Genomic DNA, 16,468 nt, shown 5'->3' with positions numbered 1-16,468 from the left:
TTTGTTATTGTAATTATCTATGACTTAATATGTGGAATATTTAATTTATTTTTATGAGGTGAAGGATTCGTATCACATTTACAATTAGATTTACACCCACCACAATCACCTTCTTTTGAACGTTTAAAGAATTTTACTAATGTCATTGCTGTATAACCAAAAATAGCTATGAACAATATTGTATTGACTAAAATAAACATGACGAATTCATCCTTTATATAAATAATTGACTAACTTGATAAAATATGAACGTTAATATATATGCTGTTACTATTGGATAAACAACCGCTAATAATGTCCATTTCCAAGAACTTGTCTCTTTACGAATCGTTGCGACTGTTGAGATACAAGGAACGTAAAGTAAAATAAAAATCATGAATGCATACGCTGAGAGTGGGGTGAATTGCTGTTGAATGACTTGTGTTAAACCACTTTCACTAGAAGAGTATAAAATAGCCATAGAACTGATAATCACTTCTTTAGCAAGAAAGCCAGGTATTAAAGTCGCTCCTGCCTGCCAAGAGCCAAATCCTAAAGGTGTAATTAAATTCGCAAACCCTTGACCAATCATATGCATAAAACTTTGATTAATTGGTACATTAACACCATGCGGTCCGATGTATGTGAGTGTCCAAATAACGACTGAGCCACCAAAAATAAAGGTACCTGCTTTTTTGACAAAACCTTTTGCTTTTTCCCAAGTACTGCGCCAAAGTGTTTTAAATGATGGAACACGGTATGTCGGTAACTCCACAATAAAAACAGACTGATTATCTTTTAATATCAATTTATTCAATAACGTACTCACTAGTAAAGCGACAACTATACCTAAAATATATAAGCTTAATACAACTAGTGATTGATGTGCTGAAAAGAACGCTCCTACAAAAAGTGCATAAACCGGTAAACGTGCTGAACATGACATGAAGGGTGCAACCAATATTGTAATCAAACGTTCTTTCTCATTCTCTATACTTCTTGCTGCCATAATACTTGGTACATTGCATCCAAATCCAATAATCATAGGAATAAATGATTTTCCACTTAAACCTATAGATTCCATTGTTTTATCCATTAATACAGCTATTCTTGCCATATAACCTGAATCTTCTAATAAAGAAATAAAGAAGAATAACACAACAATTTGTGGTACAAATACCAATACAGAACCCACACCAGCGATAATTCCATCTGTAATAAGATCTTGAAGAAACGACGTAATATGTAATGTATTCATAACAGATTTAATCCATTCTGATAAAGGACCACTTATAAAAGCGTCTAATTGATCAGATAATGGTGTTCCTATCCATGTAAAGGTTGTTTGAAAAATAAGCCACATAATGCCTAAAAATATAGGTATACCTAGATATCTATTTAATAATAATCGATCCACTTTTGAAGTAAAGAATTGTTTATCCTCTTCGGGATATTCTACGATATCTTCCAATAGCTGATTAATGTAATCATTTCGCACAGCTTCAATTCTTTGTCGTGTTGATTGTTCTGTCGCGTTACTCAACCCTCGCTTAATGGGCTCTAACTGTTCTAAAGTCATGGCGTCGAGTTCTTGATAAATTTGAACATTGTCTATTAAATACTGTATGGCTATAAAACGTAAACGTTCAGTTGGATACATATTATCTTGTTTGATAATTGAACAAATTTGTTGAATTGCAGTTTCAATTTCAGTTCCATAATTAATCTTAAATGCACGACGTTGATGTGGTTCTAAATAATTAAGCTCTCCTAGAAGATTATGTGTCCCCTTTGCCTTTCTTGCAACAATTGGAAATACAGGTACTTTTAATTTTCTCATTAATGCCTGATAGTTAATTTTAATACCTCTTTGTGTTGCAACATCTATCATATTTAAACCAATAATCATAGGTTTGTTGAGTTCCATCAACTGTATAGTAAGATTAAGATTTCTTTTAAGCTGACATGCGTCAATAATGTTAATCATTCCTGTGAACGATGTTGACATTAAATAATCTGTGACAACCGTCTCATCTTTAGAAATAGGTGATAAATCATAAATGCCTGGTAAATCAACTAAATCACCTACATTATCTTTCAATTTTCCTACTTTCTTTTCAACGGTTACGCCACTCCAGTTACCTATATATTCATAAGAACCGGTTAACGCATTAAATAATGATGTTTTGCCTACATTAGGGTTTCCAAGAATACAGTAGCTTTGAGTCATTATAACTACTCCTCTAATGTTATGAGTCGTGCATCACGTTGTCGTAAACTTAAATGTTGACCATTTACTTCAACAACGCTAGGACCGTTGAGTAAACATTTCTGTTTGATGCTAATTTCACTTCCAATATTTAAGCCTAATGCCCCTAAACGATACAACATATTTTTATTTGCAATCCCTATATGCTTCACTCTATATTTTTTATTTTTTACTCCATTGTTTACACTAACCATATTGTTCACACCCTCTAATTAATAATCATTATCATTATCATTTAACAACAGAATATGCTTTAAACTACTTTTTTACAATAACCAATTAACAGAGTGTGTGTCTTTTTTGTGAACAATACATTAATTTAAACGTTTATTCATATAGTTAATATTGATGAAATTATTATTTTTATATATGACTAAACATTCTTCTATCAATTACAATAATGATTTTCTTTTTAAACAAAAAAGTCGTTGTAAAGTGGTTATAAGTCATCTTCCCTCATTCACGCACATTACAACGACATATTATATATATAAATTAAAACATTTCGGAAACAACTTTTTGTTCTAAGAAATTAAGCAAGTAATCTGGACTTCCTGTTTTAGCATCTGTACCAGACATCTTGAATCCTCCAAATGGATGATAACCCACTACTGCAGCTGTACAGCCTCTATTCAAGTAAAGGTTACCTACATCAAATTCATTCACAGCCTTAATCCAATGTTCACGACGATTAGTAATTACGGCGCCTGTCAAACCATAGTCAGTATCATTTGCTACTTCGATAGCCTCATCAAAATCCTTGACCTTAACAAATCCTACGACTGGTCCAAAAATTTCTTCTTGCATAATACGATCCGCAGATTGTAGTCCGGAGAAAATTGTTGGTTCAACGAAATAACCGGTAGAATCATCTGTTCCGCCGCCAGTCTCTAGTTTGCCTTCTTTTTTACCAATTTCAATATAATTTTTAATTTTATCAAATTGTTTTTGATTAATTACCGGCCCCATAAATGTGTTCTGTTCAGTATTACCTAAAGTTAATTTTTGAGTTAATTGAATTGCTTTTTCCAATATTTCATCATGCACGTCTTGATGGACTATGGCACGAGAACACGCAGAGCATTTTTGACCAGAGAAACCAAAAGCAGATGTAACAATTGCTTCAGCTGCTAAATCAGTATCTACATTATTATCTACAACTATCGCATCTTTGCCACCCATCTCTGCAATAACACGTTTTAAAAACTGTTGTCCTTCTTGAACTACAGCACTACGTTCATAAATACGTGTGCCTGTAGCTCGGGATCCTGTAAATGTGACAAAATGTGTCTCTTTATGGTCGACTAAATAATCTCCAATTTCTTTTGGATCACCAGGAACAAAATTTACAACACCTTGTGGTAAACCTGCTTCTTCTAATATCTCCATTAATTTATAAGCAGTCAAAACTGTATCCTCGGCAGGCTTTAATAGTACAGTGTTACCTGCAACAACAGGAGCTAAAGTTGTCCCAGCCATAATTGCAAATGGAAAATTCCATGGTGGAATTGTCACGCCTGTACCGATAGGTTTATAAAAATAACGATTATGTTCACCTTCTCTGTCTAATACTGGTTTACCATTTGCAAGTTCCATCATTGATCTTGCATAATATTCTATAAAATCGATACCCTCAGCTGCATCTCCAACTGCTTCATCCCAAGGCTTGCCAGCTTCATAAACCATAATAGCGGAAATTTCCTCTTTTCGACGACGGATAATTGCTGCTACACGTAACAATAATTCTGCACGGTCCTTATGCGACCACTTCTTCCATGATTGATACGCATGATTTGCTGATTCGAAGGCTTTTTCAATATCATCTTGCGTTGCTTTAGACACTTTCGCAATGAGCTGTGATGTATTCGCAGGATTCACTGAATTAAAAGTATCGGTTTTAGTAAGTTTTTCACCGTTAATCACAAGTGGTATATCTTGTCCTAGTTGCGCTTTTACTTTCCTTAATTCTTCATTAAAACGCTCAACATTTGCCTGTACTGAAAAATCAATACCAGGTTCATTTTTGAAAGGTACTACCATTCTTAATTACCCCCTATGAATTTATCATTTCTACCATCCTTTGTGCATAAAGGTATGACTAGTCATCTTCTTTTATTTTAAAGACTTTTCTTCGCCATAACCTTTGTCTTATTTTACTATGTAAGCTCACATATTTGCAAACGCTTTCATTTTAAAATGAGTGACTTTTCAAACCGTAAAATTTTCGTTTTCTATAAATAAATTTACAGTTTTAAACATTACCTATGTTTAGACATCTCATTTAACTTATACTTTTCATGGAAGATTTTTTTAAAATTAATCGCTACATGGACTTATTCTTATGTTCACTTTCAATACACATAAACATTTATTCGATTATTGTATAGACATCTAATAGAATCAAGTCTATCAAAATGATATTCTTTTCACCCATCTCCTCGTCATATTACATCTATAAAGTCGTTTAATTTCAACTAATCTTCTCTTAAAGATTTAGCACTACTTAGAATGCCAAACATCAGCTCCAAGTAGTGCTATTAATTTTGTTAAGATGTGATAAAATCGCCACCATTGACATGAATGACTTGACCAGTAATATAGGAACTATCTGCATGTGTTGCTAAGAAGACATAAGAAGGTGCAAGTTCTGCTGGTTGTCCACGACGGCCCATCGGCGTTTCGCCACCTTGATGTTCTACTTTCTCTTCATCAAATGTCGCAGGAATTAAAGGTGAATAGATTGGGCCGGGCGCAACGGCGTTAACCCGAATTCCCTTTTCCATTAAAGTAGTAGCAAGAGAACGAGTAAACGATACTATGGCACCTTTTGTAGCTGAATAATCAATGAGATGTCCCGATCCTCTATATGCTGTTACACTTGTAGTGTTAATAATTGTATCTCCTTCAGATAGGTAAGGTACTGCTGCCTGGGATAAAAACATCATGCCAAAAATATTCGTCATAAAACTTTCTTTCACTTGTTGTGGAGTGATATCTTCAAAATGATCGCGTGGAAATTGTACGCCACCATTATTTACTAATATATTTAAACCACCGAAGTCATTTATGACGTCTTTGATTAACTTTTGAGATTGCTTTTCATCTTTTAAGTCATGGGCATAAGCTTTAGCTTTTACACCAATTTCTTGAAGTCGATTAACGGTGTCTTTGGCATCTTGATGTTCGTCATAATAACCAATAGCAACATTTGCCCCTTCTTTAGCGTATAGTATTGCTATCGCACGTCCAATACCTGAATCTCCTCCTGTTATTAGAGCAACTTTATTTTCTAACTTTCCTGCTGCTTTATATTCTTCTAATTCTGCAATGGGTTTAGGTTCCATATCCGCTTCAATACCAGGTTGTCTATTTTGAGTATATCCTTTGATTTTGTTGTGAAATTTTAATAAATTCACTTCTCATCACCTCAATTTATGTTTTACATTTAAATTCCCATAAGGTTTTATCATCAAACACGTACAGCAATTATATTAGAAAATCTAATATACTATTGCTTAATCAAACTAAGGAATGAGTCAATATCCATTCTATAGACGCATGTTTATCATCATAAAAAAATGTACACTCATATATAATTCAATAAAGGAGTTGTATCCTATGAGAAAAATACTTAAGGGAATTATATTATCATTAATAATCATCGGCTTAATCAAAACGTTCAATGAATACGATGTTATACATTGTGCAAATCATTATTTCGAACAAATCAAAAGTGGAAAAATGATTGAAGATATCAAAATTGACCATTTCAATAATTATCATAATATTAATCTTGAAAACCTAAATCCTTCTGACTTTTTCTAACACTTATGCAATACTAATTGAGAAAAAGATAAAAACATGATGTTATGTATTGTTTCCTATTAATAAATCAAACGATGTATTTTGTTATTTTTATCCATTAATTATTTATACCTATATAGATTTATTGATTAATTTTTCTTAAAGGTAACACATAATACTATCCCATAATATATATGAGCTAAGTAGTTGACTTGTATACCTATAGGGGGTATATTAGATGTGAAATGGAGGCATTTAGATGGCGAATACAACGTTGACTTTGGATATTATTGGTATGACATGTGCTGCGTGCTCAAATCGCATTGAAAAGAAATTGAATCGTATGAATCATGTTCAAGCTAAAGTGAATCTGACTACTGAGAAAGCAACTGTCGACTATGAGTCTGACGATTATCATCTCGAAGATTTTGTAGAGCAAATTCAAAGTCTCGGCTATGATGTTGCTGTTGAGCAAGTAGAATTAAATATAAATGGTATGACATGTGCTGCATGTTCTAATCGTATAGAAAAGGTTCTGAATCAAACGCAAGGTGTACAACAGGCAACAGTAAATTTAACTACTGAACAAGCACACATCAAATATTACCCTAGCGCTACGAACACGGAATCATTAATTAAACGTATTCAAAATATTGGATACGATGCTGAAACTAAAACTTCATCAAAAGCGCAATCAAATCGTAAAAAACAAGAGTTAAAACATAAACGCAATAAATTAATCATTTCAGCTATTTTATCGTTGCCACTATTACTAGTAATGGTGGTGCATATCTCACCTATTTCCATTCCATCCATTTTGGTCAACCCTTGGGTACAATTAATTCTTTCGACACCTGTCCAATTTATTATTGGTTGGCAATTTTACGTTGGCGCGTATAAAAATTTGCGAAATGGTTCAGCTAACATGGATGTATTGGTTGCTGTTGGTACCAGTGCCGCATATTTTTATAGCATTTACGAAATGATAATGTGGCTCACACATCAAACACATCACCCACATTTGTATTTTGAAACAAGTGCTATTTTAATTACGTTAATTCTTCTTGGTAAATATTTAGAAGCACGTGCCAAATCACAGACTACCAATGCATTAAGCGAATTGTTAAATTTACAAGCAAAAGAAGCACGTGTAATTAAAGAAAATAAAGAAATTATGCTTCCACTTGATAAAGTTAAAGTCGGTGATATTTTACTAATTAAACCCGGCGAAAAGATACCTGTAGATGGCAAAGTCACTAAAGGAGATACTTCCATTGACGAATCCATGCTAACTGGTGAGTCTATACCTGTTGAAAAAAGTAGTGGCGATTCAGTGATTGGATCTACCATGAATAAAAATGGTTCAATCATGATTGAAGCAACTCAAGTAGGTGGTGATACTGCATTATCACATATAATTAAAGTGGTTGAGGATGCTCAAAGTTCTAAAGCACCGATTCAACGCTTAGCTGATATTATTTCTGGATATTTTGTTCCGATTGTGGTTAGCATTGCGGTTATTACTTTTATCATATGGATTATATTCGTTCACCCTGGACAATTTGAACCTGCACTTGTTTCAGCAATATCTGTTTTAGTTATTGCTTGTCCCTGTGCACTTGGTTTAGCAACACCTACATCTATTATGGTGGGTACGGGACGCGCTGCAGAAAATGGCATATTATTCAAAGGAGGCCAATTTGTAGAACGCACACATTATGTTGATACAATCGTGCTAGATAAAACAGGTACAATTACTAATGGGCAACCTGTAGTAACTGATTATGTTGGTGACAATGATACATTACAACTTTTAGCAAGTGCTGAAAATGCTTCAGAACACCCTCTTGCTGATGCCATTGTTACTTATGCTAAAAATAAAGGCCTTAATTTACTTGATAATGACACTTTTAAATCAGTTCCCGGACATGGCATTAAAGCTACGATTCATCAACAACAAATCCTTGTAGGCAATCGAAAATTAATGAATGATTACAATATATCTATTAGTAATAAATTAAATGATCAATTAAATCACTATGAATATTTAGGTCAAACGGCAATGATGATTGCCGTGGATAATCAAATTAATGGAATTATTGCTGTTGCTGATACAGTAAAAAATGATGCTAAACAAGCGATAAAAGAGCTTAGAAATATGAATATCGATGTGGTTATGCTGACTGGCGATAACAATCGAACAGCTCAAACCATCGCAAAACAAGTTGGCATTGAACATGTCATTGCAGAAGTGTTGCCCGAAGAAAAGGCACATCAAATCTCTTTATTACAAGACAAAGGTAAACAGGTTGCCATGGTCGGCGATGGAATTAATGATGCACCTGCACTTGTAAAAGCCGATATTGGAATGGCTATTGGCACTGGAGCTGAGGTAGCGATTGAAGCTGCAGATATTACGATTCTTGGTGGTGACTTGCTATTAGTTCCAAAAGCTATCAAAGCAAGTAAAGCTACGATTAAAAATATTCGACAAAATTTATTTTGGGCATTTGGATATAACGTAGCTGGCATCCCAATAGCTGCATGTGGTTTATTAGCACCTTGGATTGCTGGTGCTGCTATGGCATTAAGTTCTGTTAGCGTAGTTACGAATGCATTAAGACTGAAAAAAATGAAACTATAGCATATATATAATGATGATAAATATCTTACAAAATGATTTACTTTCTAAATAATTTATACAGAAAGCTTTAAAAATTTACATTTGAGCTTTATGATAGTATGTAATATGTGGAGTAAAAAGGAGTGATAATGATGACACAAAAAATCATAAAAGTTGAAGGTATGAGTTGCGAACATTGTAGAAACGCCGTAGAATCGGCACTAGCTAAACTAAATGGCGTATCAAGTGCTGAAGTAAATTTAGATGAAAATCATGTACGCGTTGAGTATAATGATTCAAAAGTTACATTTGACAATATGAAAGAAGCAATTGAAGAACAAGGTTATGATGTTAAATAATCTCTAATGTAAAAAAGCATAAAGGGAATGCTTCTCGCTCCCTTTATGCTTTTTAATTTACTCTTAACTGCGTCGTGCCAGTATTTAATACTTCCATTGTTGCATCTAAAGCATCAAAAATAAGATGTTGGATTGCCGCTTCAGTATAAAATGCTATGTGCGGTGTAACAATAATATCTTCTCTAGTAATTAATTCCTCTAAAAGTGGGTCATTCAAACCGTCTTCACTTCTATCTGTCGTATATACGCCAACCTCATATTCATAAGTATCAAGTGCCGCACCTTTAATTTGACCTTGATCTATTGCAGATAACAAAGCCTTGGTATCTACTAAGGATCCTCTAGCACAATTTACAAACACAGCACCCTTTTTAAACATTTGAAACATATTTTCATTAAACAGGTAGTTGTTATACTGTGTTGACGGCATATGTATTGTGACGATATCTGCATCTTGAATAGCCTCATTTATACTTTGTTTATAGATAACGTAAGGTTTCACATGTTCACTTGGAAATGGATCATACGCTACAACGTCACATAGATATCCTTCTGAGAATATTTGTGCAACAATGCCACCAATATGTCCCGTGCCAATAACCGCTACCTTTAAATCTTTGATAGATTGAGATAAAATTGATGCCTCCCATCTAAAATCATGCAATCTCATTTTTCTTTGAACATGATTAAAGTGACGTACAATATTGATGGCTTGAGTCACGGTAAATTCAGCAATGCTTCGAGGTGAATAGGAAGGCACATTAGATATAATAAGACCATATTTAGATGCTAACTCTAAATCATAACCATCAAATCCAGCACTTCGTTGAGCAATCTGCCGAATTCCAAGTTGATTTAATTTATTATAAATTGTTTCTGATAATGGTAATGTTTGAGACAGTGATAGTCCATCAAATCCTTCAATAGATTGGACATTGTCTTCAGTTAACTGTTCTTTCGACATCTCCACCTCCACTTCATGTTGTTGTGACCACATTTCAATGTAAGGTTCATCTTCTTGTCTGACACCCATTAATTTAATTTTAGTCATTTTATAACTCCTTTATCTTTCATACAAATACCGTAACTGTGCTAAGCGATTCGCCGCTTCTTCTAATTGTTTATCATCGAGCGCCAATGAAACCCTCACATATTGATTACCATTTTCACCAAATGGTTTACCAGGTGCAACTAAAATTGACTTTTCTTTTAATAACAACTGTTCGAATGCTTCACTATCATAACCCGGAGGTGTATGTAACCAAATGTAAATACCTCCCTTAGAGTGAACAAACGGTAAATGTGCACGTTGTAGTTGTGATTCAAAATTATCACGTCTACGTCTAAATATTTCATTTTGCTTTTCTAAAAATTCATCATAATGATTGAGTGCGTATGTAGCAGCATCTTGAAGCGCTCCAAACATACCTGCATTTGTATGAGTTTGATACTTCTTTAACGCTTGAATCATTTTTTTATTACCAACAGCAAAACCAACACGAAAGCCTGACATATTATATCCTTTAGATAAAGAGAATATCTCGATAGCAACATCTTTTGCATTTTTAGAAGCTAATATGCTTGGATTTTTGGCGTCAAATCCAAAAGCACTATATGCAAAGTCATGAACTATCTTTGTTTGAGTACCTTTAAAGCGATGAACCACTTCATCAAAAACTTCTTGTGTCGCTGTCGATCCGGTAGGATTATTAGGATATGTTAAATAAATTAGCTTAGTCTTCTCAAGAACTTTAGCATTTATAGTATTCCAATTCGGCAAATAATTTGGTGGCGACAATTTTAAAGGGAGTGGCTTAGCATCAGCTAACATGACCCCCGCTAAATAATCTGTATATCCCGGATCTGGTAAAAGTACGATTTCACCAGGATTAACAACACAAGTAGGTAATGCAACAAGACCATTTTTAGTCCCATATAAAATACAAACTTCATCTTCTTTGTCTAATTCAACATCGTAATGTCTTTGATAGAAGTTAACAATCGCTTGTTTAAAGGCATCTTTGCCGTGGAATGGACCATACTTTTGATTTTCTGGAATACATAGCGCCTCTGAAAAATGATTGATAATACCTTTTGGCGTTTCTCCATCTGGAATTCCAACTGCCATATTTATAAGCGGTAAAGAACCATATTCAACTTTGCGACCCATTGTTTTGCCAAAGTAGCTATCGGGAATTGAAGCTAACCTTTCTGACATTTCCATGCTATGCCTCCTCATTAAAATAATCTAAATTAGTAAGTACTTTATATTATAACAATAGTTAGAATTTTCTGAAATGTTAAAACGAGAAGAAAGGCTAAAACTTTATAATTTTTTAAATAGAATGAATTAACTATTCTATAATCATAGAGTTAGAGTTCTAGCCTTGGAAATGATAATTTAAATTCCTGCTCGAATATCTTTAATCATTTCACCTACTGTTATTTTGGCGCTCGTTAATACAATGGGCACTCCTGCACCAGGATGTGTGCTTGCTCCTGCAAAGTATAAATTTTTATAATCACGCGATACATTCGGAGGTCTATAGTAATTACTTTGTGCTAAAGTAGGCATCAAACCAAAAGCTGTACCAAATTTAGCATTATAATCATTTTCAAAATCTTTAGGTGTAAAAATAGTTTCGGAAACAACATGTTCCTTAATATCTTCAAGTACATCTATTGTTTTAATTTGTTGATAAATCGTTTCTTTCACTTTATTGATTACAGATGAATTTTGCCAATCAATTTGACCTGTTTTCAATTCGGGTGTTGGCATTAAAACATATAATCCTGTTTGTCCATGTGGTGCTAAATCTGGATCTCCAACAGCTGGCACATAGATATAAATAGATGGATCACCCGAAAGTTTACCGCCAAAAATTTCCTCTATATTTTGTCTAAAATTCTGTGCGAAAACAACATTGTGCAACATAACATCATCTGTAACATCTTTATCTATACCAATGTACATTAAAAATGCTGAACATGAATAGTCTAGTTGTTTAATTTTATTTGGCTTATATTTTTTGATTGGGGCATGAGAAGGCATGAGTTTTTCAGCTACATAAGGAAAATCAGCTGTACATAAAACTTTATCAAAACGTTTCACAAGGCCGTTCACTTTAACACCGTCAGCAGTTTTATATTTTGGATCTATAATAATTTCCTCTATGTGTGAATTTAATTGAATGTCTACACCTAAATCTTTATTTAATTTAACTAGCCCCTGTGCCATTCCATACATACCGCCTTTAATAAAATGCACACCAAACATCATTTCAATCATAGGTATAATAGAATATAGAGATGGCCCTCGTTTAGGATCTATCCCTATATATAACATTTGAAATGCTAATAGTTTTTGAATTCTCTCATTGTCAACATACTTATCAATGAGATTATTAGCGTTATTTAAAGTTTTTAATTTAGCACCTTGAACAAGTGAAGTGAGATTATAAAAATCAGAAGGTTTTCTATATGTTCTTTCTAAAAAATAATATCGTGCAATTTCATATCGCTTATATACATCAGTAAGAAACGACATAAAACCATGCGTTGAACCAGGTTCAATAGATTCTAGCATGTGTTGTAGTTCTGCTAAATCTGTAGGTACACGCACTTTATCTCCTTTACCAAAATAAACATCATATATATATCGAAGTTGATGCATTTCTACATAATCTTCAAAATTTTTTCCACATTCTTCAAAGACAGCTTTATATACTTCTGGAATCATGACAATTGAAGGCCCCATATCAAATGTAAAATCATCTTTTTTCAATTGGCTCATGCGACCACCGATACGATTATTCTTTTCAAAAATAGTTACATTATGGCCTTGTGAAGCAAGTCGAGCTGCAGATGCTAACCCTGATACACCCGCACCTATCACTACTATATTCATATGGCATTCCACCTATCTTTAATATTTCGTTCTAACAGATTGATATAACTTCATTTTTATTAATTTCGATACATAAACACGACGATGTAATGTATAACAAGACTTTCTCACTTCATCTAAGATGGCTCTATAAATTACAGCTGCTAATTCAACAATATACTGTGATTCTTTGTTAAATACATCAATATGGTCAAGTGTAGTGGTGTAGTCTTTTTCTGCAATCTGTGCGTAATGTTCCCACAATTCAATATATTGTTTCGTATTACCATAATTATATTCATGCTCTATAGATACGTTAAAGTTATCTAATTGCTTTTGACTTAAATAAATTCTGTTATTTTCAAAATCTTCACCAACGTCACGCAAAATATTAGTTAGTTGCAATGCTTGTCCTAAAGTACGTGCAATATGATACGTTTTCTCGTTGGGGTTTTCTGCAAGTAGTGGTGTTAATAGTTCTCCAACCGTACCTGCAACGCCATAACAATATTGCATTAATTCTTCATCTGTTGCGAACATCTTAAAATCTTGATCTTGGCGCACCGTACGAATAAGATGATAAAAAGATTCATATTTAATATTGAATTGTTGAGACACTTCGTGCAATGCGCTCATAATATATGGATTACTTTTAAATTGCAGTATTTTTATTGACGAGCTCTGTTCAATTAAAACTATATCATCCTCTATCTCCTGTAATAAAGCCGGGTTTTCATAAACATCAATACTATCGTCAATAGTACGACACACAGCATAAATAACCCACACTGCTTGTCGTTGTGTTTCAGGCAAAAAATCAAATGCATAAGAAAAACTTTTGGAATGTTTTTTCATTATTTGATGACAATATTTATAACATTCTTCTTTCGATGGCATGATACTCCCCCTTTTCATTCTTTTGTTGATTTCTAAATATGATACGTGCGACCTTTCCATTTTACCGATTTAACAACATGTGTATTTCTCCAAGAATTAATAAAGATAATTATAAAAAAGAATAATAATATTGGATGAAAGGTGAGTAAAATCATTGAAAAAGTTCCTACTCTTCGATGTAAAGCAATAAACTGTAATGTATAGATTAAATAAGCCAAACGCGATACATATTTATAAATGGGCTTCCCAATAAAGCTTAATATCAACAATCCACTTGTTGTTAAAGAGCCTACAAGCCACATCACAACGGCAAACATGACGGGTGCTTCAGTTTGGTTAGCGCCTACAGAAAAATGTTTTGTCCACCCCTGGATAAGTGAAGTCATACCTTCTTCATACATTCTAAATTGCACATCATCACTACCCTCAAATAAAGTAACTGGTAACTTTGCATCTTGAAATGCCTGGCCCAAAGCAAAACCTTCAATAATACAGTTTTGCGCATTTCGATGACCTTGAGTTTGAAAATAGTCTCTACGATTCATTAATGTAACTGGACCAAATGCCAAATTCATATGTTTGTGTCGTGATAATGTGGAAAAACAATTCATTCCTACAACTGTCAATAGGTTAAATATTGCAGAAAAACTTTCATAAAAACGATAAGTTTGGTGATAGGGTTGAATACTTAACAAGCCTCTATTCTGTTGTTTTTCATATGAGGCTAATATTGTATTAATTGAATTGGGATATCTGAAAACGACATCTGCATCTACGAATAAAAACAAATCAAATTTTGCTTGTTGAGCACCTTGAAAGCATGCCAAAGACTTACCATGCCACCCATTATCTATGTGAGTTTTTGTTGTATAAACACTTGCTCCATAAGAACGAGCAACTGAACGTGTATCATCCGATGACCCATCATCCATCACTATTATTTCATAAGATTTTTGTTGCTGTTTTATTGATTGTAACAATCTTGGTAAACGTTGTGCTTCGTTTCTAGCTGGAATAATAATAGTTAAACCTTCATTACTGTTAATACTTCTATGTGCGCTTGATAATTGATTTCTCCTGTTATATATTAACGCACCGCATACCATAGAGAAGATTGAAAGACATGTACCTATGTGTTGGAGTATTTTCACTTTCGTGTTCCCCCTTCTTTAGAGACATGCGATATAATTTTATCAGCAACTTGCTGACCACTTAATGCAACCATTGGCATGCCACCACCAGGATTTACAGAGCCACCAACAAAAAACAAATTTTCGAAATATTCACTTTTCTTAGGGAATTTAAAACCTTTATTTTTCTTTTTATCAGCAACAACACCATAGATTGCACCTCTATTTGAACGATAATTATGCCTAATATCCTCAGGTGTCCATACATCTTCATATACAATATGAGATTTTAAGTCCGATAGCCCCATACTTTCTAATTTAGTTAATATTCGCTCCTTGAATGCATCATATTCCTCTTGTTTAAAAGGTTTATCTTGTATGTATGGGATATGGGGTAGTATTTTAATATTTTCATATCCTTTAGGTGCTTGTTTCTTATCGGTTTTATTTGAATTAACAAGGTAAATTGTTGGGTCTTGTGGCAAAATCTTTTGATGAAATACTTCCTCATAATTACGTTTTGAATCATTCGAAAAAAAGAAATTATGATGTGCCAGTTGAGGATAATTTCGATTAACACCAAGATGCAAGACATATCCTGAACTTGCAGGTTCAAATCTCTTTTCAAGTTTATTTATCTTTTGCTGACTAAAGTGTAGTAAATCTCTATACGTTGGAATCACTTCCATATTAGAAATAATGTAATCTGCATATTTAATTTCCCCAGTATTTAAACGAATACCAGTAACTTGATTATGATAAGTCTTAATATTGTCTACGGATACTCCAGTGTGAATTGAAACCCCTTCTTCTAACGCTAATTTTTCTAATGCTTGTGCTAAGTGATGCATTCCACCTTTGACATACCATAAACCCTGTTCTTGTTGCATATGAAAAAGCATAGATAAAACAGCAGGAGCATCATAAGAAGAAGAACCTACGTATTTAATAAAATATCCTATCATGTCACGTAAATGTGGACGAGTAATATAACGATTAATAGCTTGTTGCATTGTTGAAAAATAATCAAAACCTTTTAAAGCACTGAAGGGTCCATGATATTTTAATATCTCAGTTAAGCCATCTAATCCTAAGTTAAAATATCCACGTTCTGTAAAACGATGAATACGTTCTGCATACATATAAAATTGATCTAGTTCCTGTTTATCTTTATCAGTAAACTGATTATTATAAAGCATTGTTTCTTCACTATTATCATATAAATCTATTTTTTCTCCATCAGGAAAGAAGCTTCTCCATTGTAATGAGAGTCGTTCTATTGCAACGTAATCGGACATATTTTTATGACTGTTCTTGAATAATCTTTCAAAAATATATGGCATAGTGAGAATTGATGGTCCTAAATCAAAACCAAAACCTTTATGCTCTAATCGATTAAGTTTCCCTCCAATATAATTATTTTGTTCAAACAATTGAACCTTGAAACCGTGTTGAGCCATACGAATTGCTGCTGAAATACCTCCCAAACCGCCTCCTATAACAATTACCGATTGCATCATT

14 protein-coding genes are annotated in these 16,468 nt (G+C 33.5%); 3 read left to right on the top strand and 11 right to left on the bottom strand.

The genetic code is table 11. The annotated features are described in order from the left end of the window. Positions 1-17: 17 nt before the first annotated feature. The 5 genes from NST35_RS01845 to NST35_RS01825 all read right to left on the bottom strand — a co-directional run bounded on the left by NST35_RS01845 (position 18) and on the right by NST35_RS01825 (position 5,664). Positions 18-200, bottom strand: coding sequence for a FeoB-associated Cys-rich membrane protein (locus tag NST35_RS01845; protein WP_002447079.1), 183 nt, complete (start codon positions 198-200; stop codon positions 18-20). A 14-nt stretch (positions 201-214) separates the two neighbouring features. Next, positions 215-2,209, bottom strand: coding sequence for a ferrous iron transport protein B (feoB, locus tag NST35_RS01840; RefSeq protein WP_002458232.1), 1,995 nt, complete (start codon positions 2,207-2,209; stop codon positions 215-217). Positions 2,210-2,214: 5 nt separating this feature from the next. Beyond that, on the bottom strand, positions 2,215-2,442 hold the full coding sequence (locus tag NST35_RS01835; RefSeq protein WP_002458233.1) for a FeoA family protein: 228 nt from the start codon (positions 2,440-2,442) through the stop codon (positions 2,215-2,217). Between the two features lie 301 nt (positions 2,443-2,743). Then, positions 2,744-4,288 carry an L-glutamate gamma-semialdehyde dehydrogenase gene (gene pruA / locus NST35_RS01830; RefSeq protein WP_002458234.1) on the bottom strand — a complete coding sequence of 515 codons (1,545 nt, stop codon included), beginning with the start codon at positions 4,286-4,288 and terminating at the stop codon, positions 2,744-2,746. A gap of 506 nt (positions 4,289-4,794) precedes the next feature. After that, entirely contained in the window at positions 4,795-5,664 is an 870-nt protein-coding gene (locus tag NST35_RS01825) for an SDR family oxidoreductase (RefSeq protein ID WP_002458235.1), read from the bottom strand. A 202-nt stretch (positions 5,665-5,866) separates the two neighbouring features. Between NST35_RS01825 and NST35_RS01820 the strand changes: the two genes are divergently transcribed. The 3 genes from NST35_RS01820 to copZ all read left to right on the top strand — a co-directional run bounded on the left by NST35_RS01820 (position 5,867) and on the right by copZ (position 9,034). Next, the gene (locus NST35_RS01820; RefSeq protein WP_002458236.1) at positions 5,867-6,073 is read left to right on the top strand and encodes a hypothetical protein; all 207 of its coding nucleotides are present in this window, start codon (positions 5,867-5,869) and stop codon (positions 6,071-6,073) included. A gap of 238 nt (positions 6,074-6,311) precedes the next feature. Beyond that, positions 6,312-8,696, top strand: coding sequence for a heavy metal translocating P-type ATPase (locus NST35_RS01815; RefSeq protein WP_340747238.1), 2,385 nt, complete (start codon positions 6,312-6,314; stop codon positions 8,694-8,696). A 131-nt stretch (positions 8,697-8,827) separates the two neighbouring features. Next, positions 8,828-9,034, top strand: coding sequence for a copper chaperone CopZ (copZ, locus tag NST35_RS01810; protein WP_002476992.1), 207 nt, complete (start codon positions 8,828-8,830; stop codon positions 9,032-9,034). 52 nt (positions 9,035-9,086) lie between these two features. Here copZ and NST35_RS01805 read toward each other — a convergent pair whose 3' ends face one another. The 6 genes from NST35_RS01805 to NST35_RS01780 form a co-directional block, all read right to left on the bottom strand. Next, positions 9,087-10,085, bottom strand: coding sequence for a D-lactate dehydrogenase (locus NST35_RS01805; RefSeq protein ID WP_002458238.1), 999 nt, complete (start codon positions 10,083-10,085; stop codon positions 9,087-9,089). A gap of 12 nt (positions 10,086-10,097) precedes the next feature. Then, positions 10,098-11,258 carry an aminotransferase class I/II-fold pyridoxal phosphate-dependent enzyme gene (locus NST35_RS01800; protein WP_020363916.1) on the bottom strand — a complete coding sequence of 387 codons (1,161 nt, stop codon included), beginning with the start codon at positions 11,256-11,258 and terminating at the stop codon, positions 10,098-10,100. A 177-nt stretch (positions 11,259-11,435) separates the two neighbouring features. Then, positions 11,436-12,941: a phytoene desaturase family protein gene (locus tag NST35_RS01795; protein WP_002458240.1), complete on the bottom strand. Its 1,506-nt coding sequence runs from the start codon at positions 12,939-12,941 to the stop codon at positions 11,436-11,438. Positions 12,942-12,959: 18 nt separating this feature from the next. After that, the gene (locus NST35_RS01790) at positions 12,960-13,817 is read right to left on the bottom strand and encodes a phytoene/squalene synthase family protein (protein ID WP_002458241.1); all 858 of its coding nucleotides are present in this window, start codon (positions 13,815-13,817) and stop codon (positions 12,960-12,962) included. Positions 13,818-13,849: 32 nt separating this feature from the next. After that, positions 13,850-14,923 carry a glycosyltransferase family A protein gene (locus NST35_RS01785; protein ID WP_340747315.1) on the bottom strand — a complete coding sequence of 358 codons (1,074 nt, stop codon included), beginning with the start codon at positions 14,921-14,923 and terminating at the stop codon, positions 13,850-13,852. Positions 14,924-14,964: 41 nt separating this feature from the next. Continuing rightward, a complete protein-coding gene (locus NST35_RS01780) occupies positions 14,965-16,467 on the bottom strand; it encodes a phytoene desaturase family protein (RefSeq protein ID WP_032604516.1) in 1,503 nt (500 codons plus the stop codon). Position 16,468: the final 1 nt, after the last annotated feature.

Origin of the sequence: Staphylococcus sp. FSL W8-0304, from assembly GCF_038006565.1 — a bacterium.
In the GTDB taxonomy this organism is placed as follows: Bacteria; Bacillota; Bacilli; order Staphylococcales; family Staphylococcaceae; genus Staphylococcus; species Staphylococcus epidermidis.
The sequence above is the reverse complement of the archived record's forward strand: the minus strand, read 5'-3'. Positions and strand labels throughout refer to the sequence as shown.